Source organism: Delftia sp. WSY_7, assembly GCF_043104845.1.
Taxonomy (GTDB): Bacteria; Pseudomonadota; Gammaproteobacteria; order Burkholderiales; family Burkholderiaceae_C; genus Comamonas; species Comamonas tsuruhatensis.
The window spans coordinates 1-18,139 of record NZ_JBICLB010000048.1; the positions used below are offsets into that span (position 1 = coordinate 1).

General features: G+C 68.6%; 10 protein-coding genes and 1 pseudogene. 4 read left to right on the forward strand and 7 right to left on the reverse strand.

Annotation, left to right across the window (positions count from 1 at the left end):
• The 7 genes and pseudogenes from ACF8ME_RS24930 to ACF8ME_RS24960 form a co-directional block, all read right to left on the reverse strand.
• A pseudogene (locus ACF8ME_RS24930) lies at positions 1 to 276 on the reverse strand (hypothetical protein); the annotation flags it as partial.
• Between the two features lie 232 nt (positions 277 to 508).
• Positions 509 to 3,043: a ferric-rhodotorulic acid/ferric-coprogen receptor FhuE gene (fhuE, locus tag ACF8ME_RS24935; RefSeq protein WP_392418626.1), complete on the reverse strand. Its 2,535-nt coding sequence runs from the start codon at positions 3,041 to 3,043 to the stop codon at positions 509 to 511.
• Positions 3,044 to 3,184: 141 nt separating this feature from the next.
• Positions 3,185 to 4,168, reverse strand: a complete 984-nt coding sequence (locus tag ACF8ME_RS24940; RefSeq protein WP_392418627.1) for a FecR domain-containing protein — start codon at positions 4,166 to 4,168, stop codon at positions 3,185 to 3,187.
• A 5-nt stretch (positions 4,169 to 4,173) separates the two neighbouring features.
• Positions 4,174 to 4,656, reverse strand: a complete 483-nt coding sequence (locus ACF8ME_RS24945) for a sigma-70 family RNA polymerase sigma factor (RefSeq protein WP_016450750.1) — start codon at positions 4,654 to 4,656, stop codon at positions 4,174 to 4,176.
• A 126-nt stretch (positions 4,657 to 4,782) separates the two neighbouring features.
• On the reverse strand, positions 4,783 to 7,269 hold the full coding sequence (locus ACF8ME_RS24950) for a TonB-dependent siderophore receptor (RefSeq protein WP_392418629.1): 2,487 nt from the start codon (positions 7,267 to 7,269) through the stop codon (positions 4,783 to 4,785).
• 89 nt (positions 7,270 to 7,358) lie between these two features.
• The gene (locus tag ACF8ME_RS24955; protein ID WP_392406639.1) at positions 7,359 to 8,363 is read right to left on the reverse strand and encodes a FecR domain-containing protein; all 1,005 of its coding nucleotides are present in this window, start codon (positions 8,361 to 8,363) and stop codon (positions 7,359 to 7,361) included.
• Positions 8,342 to 8,866 carry a sigma-70 family RNA polymerase sigma factor gene (locus ACF8ME_RS24960; protein WP_392406641.1) on the reverse strand — a complete coding sequence of 175 codons (525 nt, stop codon included), beginning with the start codon at positions 8,864 to 8,866 and terminating at the stop codon, positions 8,342 to 8,344. Before ACF8ME_RS24960 ends, ACF8ME_RS24955 begins: the two co-directional genes overlap by 22 nt.
• Before the next feature lie 228 nt (positions 8,867 to 9,094).
• On the opposite strand from ACF8ME_RS24960, the gene ACF8ME_RS24965 reads away from it, so the two are divergent.
• From ACF8ME_RS24965 to pepN, 4 genes are all read left to right on the forward strand, one after another.
• Positions 9,095 to 11,683: a GGDEF and EAL domain-containing protein gene (locus ACF8ME_RS24965; RefSeq protein ID WP_074923610.1), complete on the forward strand. Its 2,589-nt coding sequence runs from the start codon at positions 9,095 to 9,097 to the stop codon at positions 11,681 to 11,683.
• A 257-nt stretch (positions 11,684 to 11,940) separates the two neighbouring features.
• On the forward strand, positions 11,941 to 13,791 hold the full coding sequence (locus ACF8ME_RS24970) for a methyl-accepting chemotaxis protein (RefSeq protein WP_016450622.1): 1,851 nt from the start codon (positions 11,941 to 11,943) through the stop codon (positions 13,789 to 13,791).
• A 292-nt stretch (positions 13,792 to 14,083) separates the two neighbouring features.
• A protein-coding gene (gene prfB / locus ACF8ME_RS24975) for a peptide chain release factor 2 (protein WP_126312227.1) occupies positions 14,084 to 15,188 on the forward strand; the annotation gives its coding sequence in 2 pieces (ribosomal slippage) (positions 14,084 to 14,164 and positions 14,166 to 15,188; 1,104 coding nt in all).
• Positions 15,189 to 15,266: 78 nt separating this feature from the next.
• Positions 15,267 to 17,993, forward strand: coding sequence for an aminopeptidase N (gene pepN, locus ACF8ME_RS24980; protein ID WP_016450620.1), 2,727 nt, complete (start codon positions 15,267 to 15,269; stop codon positions 17,991 to 17,993).
• Positions 17,994 to 18,139 lie beyond the last annotated feature (146 nt).

The following is an 18,139-nucleotide window of genomic DNA, read 5'->3' on the forward strand; positions in this document are numbered from 1 at the left end:
GGTGCTGCTGGAGTTGCCCTGGGTGGCGGGGCCGGCGCCGCCGCAGGGGCTGCCGCCGGGCGTGGGGGTGCAGGTGCCGCCGCCCGAGCCGCCACCGCCACCGCCGAGGTCGATGCCGCCGCCCGTGCCGGGGGCGCAGCTTTGTACGGTGGGGTCGCATTTGCCGGAGCCGCCGCCCAGGTTGGGGGCGGCAGCCGCCAGGGTCGGCGTGGCCTGGGCCAGCAGTGCGGCAATGCATAGCAAGGCGCTGCGCAGCAGCGTGTGCCGTGGGTGCATGTGAGTTTCTCCCTCGGGATTTTTAGGAATCTCGGGCAGGAGGCGGCCATGCGTCTGGCGGGGAGCTGGTGGAGGCAAGCCTGTGTCCGGGTTGCCGGTCAATCTAGGCAGCTGCGGCGTGCTTGTCTCTAGGAATAGTCTGCTTCTGCGGCCCAAAGGGAGGAATGGGGCGGAAAAGGGGCCGGCGTGGGGCTGTGGCGCAACGGAATGCGCCCCGCCCCAACGCAACCACTCAGAACTTGTAGTTCAGCACCGCCATGGCCTGGCGCGGCGTGCCGAACTGGCCCTGGCCGTCGATGTTGACGTAGTACTTTTTGTTGAAGAGGTTGTTCAGGTTCAGCTGCAGCGAGAGCCTGGGGCTGAAGGCATAGCGCGCCATGAGGCTGGCGGTGGCGAAGGATTTCTGCTCGAAGACCAGGTCATTGCCCGCCACGAAGACGCTGGCGCGGGTGCGGCTTTGCCATTGCAGGCCGCCGCCCACGGTGAGCTGATTCCATCCACCGGGCAGGCGGTAGGAAGTGAACAGCTGGGCCTGGGTCTTGGGCGCCCAGGCGTTGATGGACAGGCCCTGGGCGTCGCGCGCGACGGTGTGGGCAATGCCGGCCGACAGGTTCCAGCCCGTGGCCAGCTCGCCCGAGACCTGGGCCTCGAAGCCCTTGCTGGTCACGCCCTTGGCGCCGTAGTAGGCGAAGTCGGTGGTGCCGGGCACGACCTGGCCTTCGTCCAGCTGGGCCACGTTGTCCTGCTGGATGCGGAAGACGGACAGCGAGCTGTTGAGCCTGCCGTTGAGGTGCTCGCCCTTGATGCCGATCTCGAAGCTCTTGCCCGCCACGGGGTCCAGGTAGCTGCCGCCACGGTCGCGGTAGTTCTGGGGCTGGAAGATGTCGGTGTAGCTGGCATAGGCCGAGAAGCCTTCGCTCAGGTCCAGGACGACGCCGGCATAGGGGATGAAGACATCGTGCGAGCGGTTCTCGCTCAGGCTGCGCACCTTCCAGCTGCTCTGGCGCCCGCCCACGATGAGCTTGACCGGATCGGCCAGCGACAGGCGCAGCGCGCCGTACAGCGCGTCCTGGCGCGTGTGGTCCAGGCTGCTGGTGGTCAGCGGCCCCCAGGTGGGCTCGGCATAGGAGCCGTCCCATTGGTAGTAGTTGCCCACGTCCTGCAGGGGGCTGGTGCGCGCATGGCCGGCCTTGTGCTCGCGGGCACGGCTGCTGGTCAGGCCCACCACGGCCTCATGGCGGCGCCCGCCCAGTTCCCAGCCGCCCGTCACCTGCAGGTCGGCGCTGTTTTGCTGGAAGCTGTATTCGGAGTAGTTGGGCAGGGCCGCCATGCCCAGGCCGGTGGTGATGTCGGGCTGGCGCATGAGGTACAGCAGCTTGGCGTCGTAGGCGCTGTCGCGGTGCACGAAGTTGGCCTTGAGCTTCCAGTCGTTGCCGAAGCGGTGCTGCAGGTTGGCGAAGATGCTTTTGTTGGTGCTGTTCCAGCGCGTCCAGTTCGCAGCCGTGGTCTTGGAGGTGCTCCAGTCGGCCGGCATGCCGTTCGTGAAGACCAGCGGCAGGCCGCCCCAGGTCGAGCCGGTGGGCCGGTTGGCCTGGTAGTCGGCGCCCACGCTGAGCGTGGTGTCGGGCGTGAGGTCGGCATCGATCACGCCGTAGAAGACCTGCTTGCGCGCGTGGTAGAGGTCCACATGGGAGTCGCGCTCTTCGGCCATGCCGGCGACGCGTGCGCGGATGCGGCCGTCCTGCGTCAGCGGCATGGACAGGTCCACCGTGCCGCGATGGTGGTTCCACGAGCCCACGCTGGCCGAGGCCGAGCCCGTGAACACCTTGCTGTTGGCGTGCTTGCGCACCATGTTGATGGAGGCCGACGGATTGCCCGCGCCCGTGAGCAGGCCCGTGGCGCCGCGCACCACTTCGACGCGGTCATAGATGGTGGTGTCGTTGCCCGATTCGCCGTAGAACGACAGGCCGATGGAGGTGGGCACGCCGTCGTACTGCAGGTTGTCCACGTAGAAGCCGCGCGAGTAGAAGTCCGAGCGGTCGCTGTCCGAGCTGACGACATGGATGCCGGTGACGCTGCGCATGGCGTCGTTGAGCGATAGCAGGCCCTGGTCCTCGATCTGCTGGCGCGTGAGCACGCTGACGGACTGCGGCGTGTCGCGCAGCGACAGGCTCAGGCCCGTGGCCGCCGCCGTGGCCGGCGTGGTGTAGGAGCCCGAGCCTTCGGTGGTGGGGCTGGCCTGGGCAGAGGCCGTGACCAGCACGGTCCTGAGCGTCTGGGAGGACCCCGCGCCTGCCGCACCCGCAGCACCCGCCGCGCCGGAGGTGGCAGGCACCACGGGCATCTCGCGCAGGGTGTAGCCGCCACCGGCCGAGCGCACGGCCGCCAGCGGCGTGCCCAGCAAGGCGCGGTCCAGCGCCTGCTCCACGGTGAAGCGCCCGCTCACGCCGCCGCTGCGCAAGCCTTCGGTGACGCCCGAGCCGAAGGTGACCAGCACGCCGGCCTCGCGCCCGAGCTGGTTGAGCACGCTTTCCAGCGGGCCGGCTGCAATGTCGTACTGGCGTTGCTGCGAAGCACCGGCAGCGGGCTGCGCCCAGGCCTGTGCCGGAGCCAGGGCGCCTGCGGCAGCCAGCCCCGCCAGCGTGCCCGCGCACAGCACCTGCAGCGCCAGCGCCACGGGCCGCAACGCCGGGGCCGCCTGGGATGGGCGGACGGTGGAGGCGGCAGCCTGCCGCATGGAGTTCTGGCGCATGGTCTGAGGGCGCATGGAAAGGCCTTGTTGCAATGGTTGTAGAGAAGCGTTGGCGCACGCTGCGGTGCGCTCCTGTCTCTGTTGACAGCCATCGCCGGCAAATCAGCTCACATTTTTTTCAGGAAAGTGCGAAGGCCTTCATGCAGGCCGTGCCGCTCATGCCTTGCCCGCCCCGGCAGGCCGCACCATCACCCAGTAGCGCGAGAAGGAATGGATTTCCACGGGCAGCGACGAGGTCAGCGCGGCCAGCACGCGGTCGGTGTCGGCCAGCGGATAGGCGCCGGAGACGTGCAGGCCGGCCACGGCGGGGTCGCAGCCCAGGCGCCCGCGCCGGTAGCGGCCCAGCTCGGCCAGGAAATCCTCCAGCAGCATGCGCGAGGCCACCAGCATGCCTTCGGCCCAGGCGCTGGCCGCCGTGTCCAGCGCGCCGGAGTGCACGGCCTGCTGGGCCGTGAACGTGCCCTGCTCTCCCGCATTGATGCGCTGCGCGGCATGCGGGGCATGCGCGGGCCGCAGTTGCACGGCGCCTTGCAGCACGCCCACTTCAACGCCGGACTCGCGCTCGCGCACCGTGAAGCGCGTGCCCAGGGCCTGGACGGCGCCCATGGCGGTCTGCACGATGAAGGGCCGGTGCAGGCTGTCCGGCGCGGTCTGCACGAGGATTTCGCCACGCACCAGCTCCAGCACGCGCTCGGCCGCGCCGTAGCGCAGGTTGAGGGCGCTGCCGGTGTTGAGCACCACGCTGCCGCCATCGGGCAGCGGCAGCCGGCGCTGCTCGCCCACGGCAGCCACCTGGTCGGCCGTCCAGCCGCGCCAGGCCTGCGAGCGCACGACGGCTGCGGAGCCTGCGCCCGAGACCAGCAGCACGGCCAGCGCCTGCACCGCACGGCGCCTGCCGGCCGAGCCGGGTGCGGCCAATGCGGCCCGCGCCAGCGGCATGGGGATGCCGGCCATCTGGCTGCCCATGGATTCGATGCGCTGCCAGGCGGCCTCATGCTCGGGGCTGGCCGCACGCCAGCGCTGCAGGCCAGCGTGCTGCCGGGCCTGGGCCTGGCCGGAGTTCAGTTGCAGCCACCATTGCACGGCCTGGCGGGCCACTTCGGCAGAAATGGGGGAAGAAGCGGAAGGGAACGCCTGCATGCCGACTACTCCGGGAAGAAGCAGCGCATGGCCGCCTTGGCCAGATGCCGCTTGACCGTGGAGATGGAGATGCCCAGCTCGGCAGCGATCTCGCCATGGCCGAGCCCTTCGAGCTGGGCCAGCAGGAAGGCCTGCTTGGCCAGCGCGGGCAGGCGGCCCAGGCGCCGATCTATCTCCACCAGGGTCTCCAGCACCATGAGCCGGACCTCGGGCGGCGGCGCCACGGGCTCGGGCATGGCGGCCAGGGCATCGAGATAGGCCTGCTCGATGGCGCGGCGGCGCACCTGGTTGATCAGCAGGTTGCGCGCAATGGTGGTCAGGTAGGCGCGCGGCTCCTGGAGCTGGTCCAGCCCCTTGGCGCCCAGCACCTTGAGGAAGGTGCTCTGCGCCAGATCGGCCGCGTCGAAGGCATTGCCCACCTTCTTGCGCAGCCAGCCCTGCAGCCAGCCGTGGTGGGCCAGGTACAGGGATTCGACATGGGCGGACAAGGAAGGCGATGGGCTGGACACGCGACGACCCGAGATTGAGAATAATTCTCAATTATAGGCAACTGCGACCCTCTTGCGGCCCTGCTCTGCCGCCTGCTGCTGCAGTCCGTTCCTCCTGGCCGCGTTTCAGAACTTGCCGCGCAGGGTGAGCGTCGCGCTGCGTGGCGCGCCGTAGACATTGCCCCAGGCCGGCGCGCCTATGGTCTGGTAGTAGGTCTTGTCGAACAGGTTGGCCACGCTCAGTGCCACGGACCAGTTGCGGTCGATGCGGTAGCCCAGGCGGGCAGACCACACGGCATAGGCTGGCTGCACGTCGGTGATGGCGCCCACCGCGCGCGAGCTGGCGGTCTGGAAGTTGACGCCGCCGCCCACGTTCCAGGCGCTCCATTCGCCCGGCAGGCGGTAGTCGCTCCAGACCCGCAGCATGTGCTTGGGCGTGTAGGTGCTGGCGAACTCCACGCCGGCATTGGAGGTGTTGTCCAGGTACTTGAAATGGCTGAAGGTGTAGCCGGCAAACAGCTGCCAGCCGCGCGCCACCTCGCCGCTGATCTCGGCATCCAGCCCCTGGCTGCGGACCTTGCCCACGGAGACATAGCAGTAGGTGCTGGCCGAGCAGGGGTTGACCAGGTCCTCTTCGGCGCGGTTCTTCTGGTCGATGCGGAACAGGGCCACGGCCGCGTTCACCCTGCCGTCCAGCAATTCGCCCTTCATGCCCACTTCCAGATTGCGCCCCTTGATGGGAGCCAGCAGGTCGCCGGCCGCCGTCACGGCGTTCTGGGCCTGGAAGATGTCGGAGTAGCTGGCATAGGCCGACCACTGGTCATTGAGCGCATAGACCAGGCCGCCATAGGGCGTGATGACGCCGCTTTCCTTGTACGGGTCGTTGTAGGCCTCGCCCGTGTTGCGGTAGTTGCTGCTGCCCGTGAAGCGGGTGATGCGGGCGCCGCCGATCAGGGTCAGCGCATCGGTGAGGCCCAGCCGCGCCACGCCGTAGGCGCCGGACTGGGTCATGCGGGTGCGGCTTTCATCGCCACGATAGCGGTTGGCCAGGAATTCCGCGCGGGACGGCTCGCGGATGGCGGCGCTCGGGTCGAACACGTTGTTGGGCAGGCCCATGCGGATCAGCGAATAGTCGCTGTCGTTGACCATGCGGCCCGTGTTGGCGCCAAAGCTCAGCGAATGCCGGCGGCCGAAGGCGTCGAATTTGCCGTCCACCGCCACGTCCAGGGTCTTGTTGTCGGTGGTGACATCGAACAGGCCGGCATACATCTCGTTGCCCGCCAGCGTGGCGGGATTGATGGCCCCCAGGGCGAAGGCGTACTTCATGTCGTGCTTTTCCCGGGTGTAGCCTGCCGTGGCCTTGACGGTCCAGTCCGCGTTGAAGCGGTGCTGCAGCTCGGCAAACAGCGATGTCTGCTCGCTGTCCCAGCGGTTCCAGTCCGCGCCCAGGAAGGTGGAGCGCGGCAGCCGCAGGTCCGCACCGTCGGCATAGCGCGGCAGGCCCTGGAAGAACGGCGTGGAGCGCAGCCGCTCGTGGGTGGCGCCCACCGTCAGCCGGGTCTGGGAGCTGAGGTCGTACTCCAGCACGCCGTAGAGCACGCCGGTGCGGCTGCTGGCCACGTCGTAGAAATAGTCGCGGCTATTGAGGCTGGCGACCACGCGCCCGCGCAGCGTGCCGGCCTCGTTGAGCGGGCCCGTGGCATCGATCTCGCTGCGCAGGTTGTTCCAGGAGCCCGCACTGGCCGAGACCTCCAGCTGGCGCTCTGCCAGGGGGCGCTTGCGCACCATGTTGATGGCCGCGCTGGGCGAGCCCGCCCCCTGCAGCAGCCCCGTGGCACCGCGCACCACTTCCACGCGGTCCAGCGTGGCGGCGTTGCTGGTGAAGTTGTCGGCCTGCGGGTAGTAGAAGGCGCGGTTCACACCATCGAACTGGTAGGTGTCCACGCGGAAGCCGCGCGAGTAGACATAGCGCCCGCCCATGGGGCTGTCGTACATGGTGATGCCCGTGGTGCTGGCCAGCACGTCGTCCACGGTGTGGAGGTTCTGGTCGTCCATGCGCTGGCGCGTGATCACGCTGATGGACTGGGGGATGTCCTTGATCGCCTGCTCGCCCTTGCCCACCGTGACCGCGCGGGCCGCGTAGCTGCCCGTGCCTTCGCTGGTGGCGCTGCGCTCGGCGCGGGCCGTCACCTGCACTTCGTTCAGGACCGTGGTGGAACCGGCGCCAGCGCCGGCCGGTGCGGCCTGCCTGCGCAGCGTGTAGCTGCCATCGCTGCGCGCCACCATGTCCAGCCCGCTGCCGGCCAGCAGGCGCTGCAGCGCCTGCTGCGGCGCGTAGTGGCCGGACAGGGCCGGGCTGGTGAGCCCTTCGGTCAGCGCAGGATCGAAGGACAGCGAAATGCCCGCCGCCGTGGCCACGCCGGCCAGCGTGCGGCCCAGCGGCCCGGGCGCAATCTGGTAGGTCTGGGCTGCGGGAGCGGGGGCAGGTACGGAAGCGGGGGCCGGTTCGGCCGCCTGCCCGGCGCCTGCGGCCAATGCCATGCCCAGCAGGGCCAGTCGGGCGGCATGCGCCAGGGGATGGAAGACGGGATGCGGCATGGGTACGGCAGGCATGGAAATCGGTCCTTGGAGGCGGTGAAGAAAGAAGCTCTTTCCCCGTTGCCAGCCGAGATCCGAAAAAGTGTCACCCTGCCTCGATTTTTTTAGTTCCTGGCGACGACGGTGATCCAGTAGCCGCGCATGCGCGTCTGCACGTCGACGGGATAGGTGGAGGCCAGCATGGTCAGCGTCCGGTCCGTATCGCCCAGCGGGAAGGAGCCGGACACGCGCAGCGCGCGCACCTCGGGCGCGCACTGCAGCAGGCCGGGGCGGTAGCGCGACAGTTCGGCGCAGAACGCGGCCAGCGGCATGGCGTCGGCCATCAGCATGCCGTGGGTCCAGGCCGTGGCCTCGGGCTGCAGGGGCTGGGGCGCGGTCACCTCCCCCGCTCGCAATACCGTTTGCTGACCGGCTTGAACGACCAGCGCCGGGCTGGCGGCGCCGCGCAGCGTGACCTCCACGGCGCCCTCGGTCACGGCCAGGCGCACGGGGCCGCCGTCCGCCCTCTCGCCCTCTTGCCGCACGGTGAAGCGGGTGCCCAGGGCGCGCAGCCGGCCATGGGCGGTGTCCACGACAAAGGGACGGTGCGACGTGGCGGTATCGGCCGCCGTTTCTATGGAAATCGCGCCCTGGCGCAGGGTGAGCAGGCGCAGTGCGCCATCAAACCGGATGTCCACCGCGCTGGCCGTGTCCAGCAGGAGGCGGCTGCCATCGGCCAGATGCTCGGTGCGGCGCTCGCCGGTGGCGGTGCGCAGGTCGGCGCCCCAGCCGCGCTGGTCCGCCGCACTCCATACCAGCCAGCCTGCAGGCGCCACGGCCAGCAGCGCGGCCAGCCGGGCCACGGCGGCGCGGCGCTGGGCGCGGTGGCTTCGGGGCCGGTCCAGCGCCGGCATGGCCAGCGCTGCAGGCAGGCCGCCCAACTTGCCCAGCAGCCGCTCGGCGCGCTCCCAGGCCAGGGCATGCTGTGGGTCGGCCTGGCGCCAGCGCTCGCAGGCGGCGCGGTCGGCATCGGTGGCGCCGCTGTCGTGCAGGCGCATCAGCCATTCGGCGGCCTCGTCGAGCACGCGCGCTTGCAGGGGCGTCTCCATCACGCCATTGCCCCCAGGCATTGGCGAAACGCCTGGGCCATGTAGCGCTTGACGCTGGTGAGCGAGACCTCCAGCTGCTGCGCGATGTCCTCGTACTTCATGCCGTCCAGCTGGGACAGCAAAAACGTGCGCCGCACGATGGGCGGCAGCGCGTCCAGCATGGCGTCTATCTCGTGCAGGGTCTCCAGTACCAGGGCGCGCTGCTCGGGCGAAGGCGCCACGGGCTCGGGCAAGGCGGCCAGGGCTTCGAGGTAGGCGCGCTCCAGCGCCTGGCGCTTGTACCAGTTGACGAGCACGCCCTTGGCCACCGTGGTCAGGTAGGCACGCGGCTCCTGCACACCGGCCAGGTCGCGCACGCCCAGGATGCGCACGAAGGTGTCCTGCGCCAGGTCCGCCGCATCCGCCCCGTTGCCCAGCCTGCGGCGCAGCCATCCCTGCAGCCAGCCATGGTGGCCGGCATAGAGGGTGGAGATTTCGCGGTGCAAGGAGCTGGAGGCGGCGCTGGAGGCTGGGGCGGATGGCATGGTAGGACCCGATGGCTTGAAGGCGGGATGCACCATCAAACAAGAATCATTCTCAAATCATTGTAACCAGCGGAATCACTTGCCTAAGCGTGCCATCAGGCGGACCATCCAAAGGCGAACAGTGGGAGCAAGTGCGACCAGGTGTGGCTGACATCCAGCTGCTGCGCCGGATCGGTATCATTTAGAAACAATCAATCATCAGCTCAGCATCCATCAGGAGAGCGAACCATGTTCGAAACGCGGGTAGCAGGCACGGCAGGACAACAGGCGCTGTGGAGCACGCTGGACAAGGCCATGGCGCTGGCGGAATTCACGCCCGAAGGCCGGCTGATGCGCGCCAATGCCAACTACGAGGCCATCCTCGGCTATCCGGCCACGGGCGCTGAAGGTCTGCTTCACAGCGATCTGTGCACGCAGGCCCAGGCCGACCCGGCCGCCTACGGTCAGTGGCGCCAGCGCTGGGGCGCGGGCGAGACGGTTTCGCGCGTGGGAGAGCACCGGCGCCGCGACGGAAGCACCTGCTGGCTGGAGGCCACCTATGCGCCCGTGCTCGATGCGGCCGGCGCCCTCAGCCATGTGCTGTGCATTGCCACCGATGTCTCGGCCCGCATGCTGGCCGACCGCCGGCGGCAGGAGCACATGCGGCGCCTGTCCCTGGTGGCCGATGCCACCGACGCGGCCGTGGTGATCGCCGATGGCAACTGGACCATCAGCTATGTGAATGCGGGCTTCAGCCGCATGTTCGGCTGGACCAGCGAGGAGGTGGTGGGCCGTGCGCCCATCGCCCTGCTGGTGCCCCATGCCTCGCCCGAATTCACGGCCGCCTACCGCGCCGAGCTGGACGCGGGCAAGCCCGTGTACCGCGAGGAGATCCTGGTGGGCAAGGACGGCGAGCGCTACTGGGTCAGCGCCCAGGCCAATCCCGTGATGGGGCCGGACGGGCGGCTGCAGACCACGGTGACGGTGATCACCGACATTACCGAAGCCAAGATGCATGAGGTGCTGCAGCGGCGCGCCCTGGAGGCCATGGCCCGCGACCAGCCGCTGACCGAGGTGCTGGACCTGGTGTGCCGCGAGGTCGAGCGCATTGCGCCCGATATCGCGGTCTCGGTGCTGGAAGTCGATGACCAGAACCGCCTGCATCCGCTGGCCGCGCCCAGCCTGCCGGCCTCCTATTCGGCGGCGCTGGACGGCGTGCCCATCGGCCCCAATGTCGGCTCCTGCGGCGCGGCGGCCTTTCACAACCGGCCCGTGCTGGTGGGCGACATCGCCACCGACCCGCTGTGGGCCGACTACAAGCACCTCATCCTGCCGCTGGGGTATACGGCCTGCTGGTCCACGCCCATCTGCGGGCTGCAGGGCGGCGTGGCCGGCACCTTTGCCTTCTACTACCGCCATTTCAACCGGCCCGGCCCCGATCCCTTCCACCAGCGGCTGGTGGAGGCCTGCACCGACCTGTGCGCGCTGGCGCTGGAGCGCGAGCAGGCACGCCGCCGCATCCGGCAGCTGGCCTTCTACGACGGGCTGACCACCCTGCCCAACCGCAGCCTGCTGCTGGCCCAGGCCGAGCAGGCGCTGTCCGTGGCGTCGCACGAGGGCCACGAGCTGGCCGTGGTCTTCATCGACCTGGACCGTTTCAAGCAGGTCAACGACTCGCTGGGCCACCCGGCCGGCGACCGGCTGCTGTGCAGCGTGGCCCAGCGCATTCAGGCGGAGCTGCGCACGGGTGACATTGCCGGGCGGCTGTCGGGCGACGAGTTCGTCATCGTGCTGCCACACTGCGGCGGTGCGCAGGCGGCCGAGGTGATAGAGCGGCTGCAGTCGGCACTTGGCGAGCCCTGCATGATCGACGACGTGTCCCTGGCCAGCACGGCCAGTTGCGGCATTGCCGTGTTTCCCGCCGACGGGCGCGACATGGAGACCCTGCTGCACCGCGCCGACATGGCCATGTACCAGGCCAAGTCGGGCGGGCGCGGGCTCTACAGCTTCTTCAGCCCCGAGATGAACCGCCTGGCCCAGGAGCGCCTGGTGCTGGAGACGGCGCTGCGCGATGCCCTGCGCAGCGGCGGCCTGCGACTGCACTACCAGCCCCAGCTCGACCTGAAGGACGGGCGCCTCTACGGCGTGGAGGCCCTGGCGCGCTGGAGCCATGCGGAATTCGGCGAGATCTCGCCCGCACGCTTCATTCCGCTGGCCGAGGAATGCGGCCTGATCGGCGAGCTGGGCACCTGGGCACTGCGCGAGGCCTGCCGCCAGCTGGGCGAGTGGCGCAGCCGGGGCATCGACGTGCCGGCCATGTCGGTCAACCTCTCGCCCACCAGCTTTCACAACCTGGACCTGCCGCGCATGATTGCCGACACCCTGGAGCACAACGCGCTCAAGCCGCAGGACCTCACGCTGGAGATCACCGAAAGCCTGCTGCTGGACACCAACCCGGGCACCATGCGCACGCTGCAGGCCGTGCATTCCCAGGGCGTGCGCCTGTCCATGGACGACTTCGGCACGGGCTACTCCAGCCTCAGCTACCTGCGGCGCCTGCCGGTCAGCGAACTCAAGCTGGACCGCAGCTTCGTCGCCGACCTGGAGCACGACGAGGCCGCGCAGGCGCTGAGCAACGCCATCCTGGGCATAGGCCGCAGCCTGCACCTGACCGTGGTGGCCGAGGGCGTGGAGACGGCAGCGCAGAACACCATCCTGCGCGAACAGGGCTATCCGGTGGCACAGGGCTATCTGTTCTCGCGCCCGCTGCCGGCCGCTGATCTGGAGCGGTGGCTGCAGGCCTCGAGCGCGCCGGCCGGCCTGGCGACGGACGTGTGAGCGGGCATGTGAACGGGCATGTGAGCGGACCAGGCCATGCGCGCGGAGACCTTGGCCGGCAAAAGTAACAATCCGCAATAAATATTCGGACTGGACCTATTTTTCCCTAAGCCTCGCCGGCAAGTGACCGATATCTGCGGCATGGCGGCGGCTGAGTGTCGGCCCCGCTGATCGCCACAGATCGCCACCGTTTCCGCCGACTCCCAGCCCCAGCCGCTCATCCGCTTCCGCTCTTCGCCATACGGCACTCCCCCACCATGATGTTTTTCCGCAATCTGAAGCTGGCCCCCAAGCTGCTGGCCTCCTTCATCGCCCTGCTGCTGCTGACCGCAGGCCTGGGCCTGTTCTCCGTGGTCCAGCTGGACCGCGTCAACCAGACCGCCACCGACCTGGCCCACCACTGGATGCCTGCCGAGCGCGTGCTCCTGGAGATGCGCTACCAGCTGCAGCGCTACCGCTCGCAGACCATGCAGCATGTGCTGGCCACCTCCATGGAAGAGATGGCCGTCTACGACAAGAACATGCCCGCGCTGTGGTCCGAGCTGCTGAAGAACCAGCAGGCCTTCGAGCGCTATGCCAATACGGCACGCGAGCGCGAGCTGATGGCCGGCATCAAGGACGATCTGGGCCAGTACGCGCAGCACACGGCAAAGATCGTGGACCTGTCCCACGCCCTGCGCACCGACGAGGCCTCCGAGCTGCTGCGCGGCGATTCGGTCAAGACCAGCCGCGCCATCAACAGCAAGCTTGATGAACTGATCAAGCTCAACGCCCAGGGCATCGAAGATGCCAACCAGGCCGGTGACGACATCTTCACGGCTGCGCGCTGGTGGGTGATCGCCCTGCTGGTGGGCGCCGTGGTCTTCGGCCTGGCCATGGCCCTGCTGATCGCCCGCAGCGTGGCGCGCCCCCTGCAGCAGGCCGTGAGCCTGGCGCAGGCCGTGGCCGCAGGCGACCTGGGCAGCCGCATCGAGGTGCATGGCAAGGACGAGACCGGCCAGCTGCTGCTGGCCCTGCAGCACATGAACGAAAGCCTGCAACGCATCGTGGGCCAGGTGCGCCAGGGCACGGACTCCATCGCCACGGCCAGCGGCCAGATCGCATCGGGCAACCAGGACCTGTCGGCCCGCACCGAGGAGCAGGCCAGCTCGCTGGAGCAGACCGCCGCCTCCATGGAGGAGCTGACCTCCACCGTCAAGCAAAACGGCGCCAACGCCCAGCAGGCCAACCAGCTGGCCGCCGCCGCGTCCCAGGTCGCCGTGCGCGGCGGAACGGCCGTGGCCCAGGTGGTGCAGACCATGTCCGCCATCAACGATGCCTCGCGCAAGATCGTGGACATCATCGGCGTCATCGACTCCATCGCCTTCCAGACCAACATCCTGGCGCTGAATGCCGCCGTGGAAGCGGCCCGCGCCGGCGACCAGGGCCGGGGCTTTGCCGTCGTCGCCTCGGAAGTGCGCACCCTGGCCCAGCGCTCGGCCGCCGCCGCCAAGGAGATCAAGCAGCTGATCGACGACTCGGTGGGCAAGGTCGAGGAAGGCAGCGCCCAGGTCGATTCGGCCGGCAAGACCATGGAGGAGATCGTGGCCAGCGTGCGCCGCGTGACCGACATCATGGGCGAGATCTCGGCCGCCAGCCATGAGCAGACGGCCGGTATCGAGCAGGTCAACCAGGCTGTTACGCAGATGGACCAGATGACCCAGCAGAACGCGGCCCTGGTCGAGGAATCGGCGGCGGCCACCGGCGCCCTGCAGGCCCAGGCCAAGGCGCTGGCCGAGGTGGTGAGCGTGTTCAAGCTCTCGCCGTCCACCGGCATGCTGGGCAGCAGCCGCGGTGTCAGCCACGCCGCCGCCGTGGCAGCGCCCCGCCAAACACCGGCGGCGCCCCGTCCGCATCTGGCGCCTGCCGCTCCCAAAGGCGCTGTGCCCGCACGCGCATCGGCCGCCCTGCCTTCTGCAACTGTTGCGGCCGGTGCACCCCCTGCTCCGGCAGGCGCCGCGCGCCCGGCCCAGCCGGCGCAGCCGGCCCGGCCTGCCGTGACCGCACCTGCCAGGGCCAAGGCCAAGGCGGCCAGCACGGCCTCCGACGACGATTGGGAAACCTTCTGAACCAGGTTTTCACCCGCCCCGCCCGGGGGCGGACACACCGGCCAAGGCCCGACCAGCTCCTGCTGGCCGGGCCTTTTTTCCGGGCGCCTCGCAGGCGGATCACGCCCCTGCCATGGCCAAGCCCTTCAAATCTGCCATGATCGACCGCTGCAAGCCCTTGTTTTGAAAGCCCTCGCCAGTCTGCCGCCCTCCCGCAGCCCCGCGCGACAGGCGCTTGGCCCGGCACGGTGCCCCAGCATGAGAAAATCGGCGATTCAGCCAAGAACACATTCATCAGAAGACGGAACACATCATGGAAGCAGAACGCATCAACCTCATCGGCAACACCCTCGAAGATCTGTCGCAGCGGACGGCAGATCTACGGAGGTATCTTTGACTACGATGCAAAGTACGAACGACTGCGCACGGTAAATGCCTCGCTGGAAGATCCCAGCGTCTGGAACGACCCCAAGAAGGCCCAGGAACTGGGCAAGGAAAAGAAGCTGCTCGACGGCGTCGTGCTGACGCTGCAAAAGCTCACCACCGAGCTGGCCGACAACGCCGAGCTGTTCGAGATGAGCAAGGAAGAAGGCGATGAGACCGGCCTGCTCACCATCGAGGGCGAGACCGCCAAGCTGCAGCCCCTGATCGAGGAACTGGAGTTCCGCCGCATGTTCGGCAAGGAAGCCGATCCGCTGAACTGCTTCGTGGACATCCAGGCCGGCGCCGGCGGCACCGAAGCCTGCGACTGGGCCGGCATGCTGCTGCGCCAGTACCTGAAGTACGCCGAGCGCAAGGGCTTCAAGGCCACGGTCGAGGAAGAGACGCCGGGCGACATCGCCGGCATCAAGAGCGCGACCATCCACATCGAGGGCGAGTACGCCTACGGCCTGCTGCGCACCGAAACCGGCGTGCACCGCCTGGTGCGCAAGTCGCCCTTCGACAGTTCGGGCGGCCGCCACACCAGCTTTGCCTCGCTGTTCGTCTATCCCGAGATCGACGACTCGATCCAGATCGAGATCAACCCCTCGGACGTGCGCACCGACACCTACCGCGCATCGGGCGCCGGCGGCCAGCACATCAACAAGACCGACTCGGCCGTGCGCCTGACGCACATCCCGACCGGCATCGTCGTGCAATGCCAGGATGGCCGCAGCCAGCACAGCAACCGCGACGTCGCATGGCAGCGCCTGCGCTCCAAGCTCTACGAGCACGAGATGCAAAAGCGCATGGTGGAGCAGCAAAAGCTGGAGGACACCAAGACCGATGTGGGCTGGGGCCACCAGATCCGCTCGTACGTGCTGGACAACAGCCGCATCAAGGATTTGCGCACCAACGTCGAAATCTCGGCCACCCAGAAGGTGCTGGACGGCGACCTCGACGCTTTCATCGAAGCCTCGCTCAAGCAAGGCCTCTGAGTTCCAAGCCCCTGGGCGGCACCGGCCGCACAGGGGCTTGGACTCTGTCCCCTGATATTGGCATAGGAAGGAATCTGTATGCTGCAACTGCGTGACGGGCAGGCCCCTGCCACCGCCATCCACCGCGCCGACTACCAGGCTCCTGCCTGGTGGATCGACACCGTGGACCTGACCTTCGATCTCGATCCGGCCAAGACCCGCGTGCTCAACAAGATGCGCGTGCGCCGCAACACCGAGGTGCCGGCGCAGCCGCTGCGCCTGGACGGCGATGAACTGAACCTTGCGCGCGTGCTGGTCAACGGCGGCGGCACCTCGTTCAAGATGGACGGCGACCAGCTCGTGCTGGAGAACCTGCCCGAGGGCGGCGACCCCGTCGATCTGGAAATCTTCACCACCTGCGCGCCCGCCAAGAACACCAAGCTCATGGGCCTGTATGTGAGCCAGGGCACGTTCTTCACCCAGTGCGAGGCCGAGGGTTTCCGCCGCATCACCTATTTCCTGGACCGTCCCGACGTGATGGCCATGTATACCGTGACGCTGCGCGCCGACAAGACCGCGTACCCGGTGCTGCTGTCCAACGGCAACCTGGTCGAGCAAGGCGCGCTGGAAGACGGCCGCCACTTCGCCAAGTGGGCCGATCCGCACCGCAAGCCCAGCTACCTGTTCGCCCTGGTGGCCGGCAACCTGGTCGCGCGCGAGCAAAAGATCAAGAGCCGCGCAGGCCGCGACCACCTGCTGCAGGTCTTCGTGCGCCCCGGCGACCTGGAGAAGACCGAGCACGCCATGAACTCCCTCATGGCCAGCGTGGCCTGGGACGAGGCCCGCTTCGGCCTGTCGCTGGACCTGGACCGCTTCATGATCGTCGCCACCAGCGACTTCAACATGGGCGCCATGGAGAACAAGGGCCTGAACGTCTTCAATACCAAGTACGTCCTGGCCAGCCAGTCCACGGCCACCGACACCGACTACGCCAACATCGAGTCCGTCGTCGGCCACGAGTACTTCCACAACTGGACCGGCAACCGCGTCACCTGCCGCGACTGGTTCCAGCTGTCGCTCAAGGAAGGCCTGACCGTCTTCCGCGACCAGGAATTCAGCATGGACATGGCGGGCAGCCCCTCGGCGCGCGCCGTCAAGCGCATCGAGGACGTGCGCGTGCTGCGCACCGCCCAGTTCCCCGAGGATGCAGGCCCCATGGCCCACCCGGTGCGGCCCGACAGCTACATCGAGATCAACAACTTCTACACCGTCACCATCTACGAAAAAGGTGCCGAGGTCGTGCGCATGCAGCACAACCTGGTGGGCCGCGAAGGCTTCGCCAAGGGCATGAAGCTGTATTTCGAGCGCCATGACGGCCACGCAGTGACCTGCGACGACTTCGCCCAGGCCATGGCCGACGCCAACCCCGACAGCGAACTGGCCCGGCGCCTGGACCAGTTCAAGCGCTGGTACAGCCAGGCCGGCACGCCACAGCTGCGCGCCGAAGGCAGCTATGACGCGGCCGCCCGCACCTACACGCTGACCCTGAGCCAAAGCTGCGCGCCCACGCCCGGCCAGGCCGAGAAGCTGCCCTTCGTCATCCCCGTGCAGATGGGCCTGCTGGGCCAGGACGGCCGCGCGCTGACCCTGCGCCTGCAGGGCGAAGATGCGCAGGCAGCCGGCGACAGCCGCCTGTTGGTGCTGTCCGAACCCAGCCACAGCTTCGTCTTCACCGACGTGGACCAGGAGCCCGTGCCCTCGCTGCTGCGCGGCTTCAGCGCCCCCGTGGTGCTGCAGCACAGCGACAGCGATGCCGCCTTGCTGACCCTGCTGGCCCATGACAGCGATGCCTTCAACCGCTGGGAAGCCGGCCAGCGCCTGGGCCTGCGCATCGCGCTGCAGGCCATTGGCGACACCTCCATCACGGCAGACGCCAGCGGCCAGATCGCCGCTGCCCTGCTGCCGGCCTCCTTCGTCGAGGCCATGCGCGGCGTGCTGCGCCATCCGCAGCTGGATGCGGCCTTCAAGGAACTGATGCTGACCCTGCCCGGCGAAAGCTACATTGCCGAGCAGCTGGCCGTGGTCGATCCGCAGCGCGTGCACGCCGTGCGCGAAGCCATGCGCCAGCAACTGGCCACCGAACTGCAGGCCGACTGGCAGCAGGCATGGCAGGAGCACAGCGACACCGGCGCCTACCGCCCCGACCCCGTCAGCTCCGGCCGCCGCGCCCTGTCCGGCATGGCACTGTCCATGCTGTGCCTGGCCGCGCGCGCCTCGGGCGACACGGTCTGGCCCGGCAAGGCGCTGCAGCGCTTCAAGGACGCAGGCAACATGACCGACCGCATGAGCGCCCTGACGGCACTGGTGCAAAGCGGCCACCCGCTGGCCGCCCAGGCCCTGGCGCGTTTCCACAAGCTGTTCCAGCACGATGCGCTGGTGCTGGACAAGTGGTTCGCGCTGCAGGGCGGCGCCTGCGACCGTGGCGGCAACGTGCTGCCGGCCGTCAAGCAGCTGATGAAGCACCCCGACTTCCAGATCAAGAACCCCAACCGCGCGCGCAGCCTGATCTTCAGCTACTGCAGCGCCAATCCCGGCGCCTTCCACCGCGCCGACGCGGCGGGCTACGTGTTCTGGAGCGAGCGCGTCATCGAGCTGGACGCCATCAACCCCCAGGTCGCCGCCCGCCTGGCGCGTGCCCTGGACCGCTGGAGCAAGCTGGCCGAGCCCTACCGCACGGCGGCACGCGAGGCCATCGCCCGCGTGGCGGCCCGCGCCGAACTCAGCAACGACGTGCGTGAAGTCGTCACCCGCGCCCTCGCGGATTGACGAGCCACCCCCTGAGTCGCTTCGCGCCTTCCCCCTTGCAGGGGGACGACACCCTCGGTGCGAGGCGGCTCTTCCTCGGTGTCCCCGGCTTGAGCAGCGCCGGTTTTATGCTGCAAGCCAGGAATCACTGAAATGCTGTTCATCAG

Bases quoted from the DNA above. Each gene is read 5' to 3' on its own strand.
- ACF8ME_RS24960 (WP_392406641.1), bottom strand. From the start codon at position 8,866: ATGCCATCCGCCCCAGCCTCCAGCGCCGCCTCCAGCTCCTTGCACCGC.
- pepN (WP_016450620.1), top strand. From the start codon at position 15,267: ATGCTGCAACTGCGTGACGGGCAGGCCCCTGCCACCGCCATCCACCGC.
- ACF8ME_RS24940 (WP_392418627.1), bottom strand. From the start codon at position 4,168: ATGCAGGCGTTCCCTTCCGCTTCTTCCCCCATTTCTGCCGAAGTGGCC.
- ACF8ME_RS24955 (WP_392406639.1), bottom strand. From the start codon at position 8,363: ATGCCTGGGGGCAATGGCGTGATGGAGACGCCCCTGCAAGCGCGCGTG.
- ACF8ME_RS24970 (WP_016450622.1), top strand. From the start codon at position 11,941: ATGATGTTTTTCCGCAATCTGAAGCTGGCCCCCAAGCTGCTGGCCTCC.
- ACF8ME_RS24965 (WP_074923610.1), top strand. From the start codon at position 9,095: ATGTTCGAAACGCGGGTAGCAGGCACGGCAGGACAACAGGCGCTGTGG.
- ACF8ME_RS24950 (WP_392418629.1), bottom strand. From the start codon at position 7,269: ATGCCTGCCGTACCCATGCCGCATCCCGTCTTCCATCCCCTGGCGCAT.
- fhuE (WP_392418626.1), bottom strand. From the start codon at position 3,043: ATGCGCCCTCAGACCATGCGCCAGAACTCCATGCGGCAGGCTGCCGCC.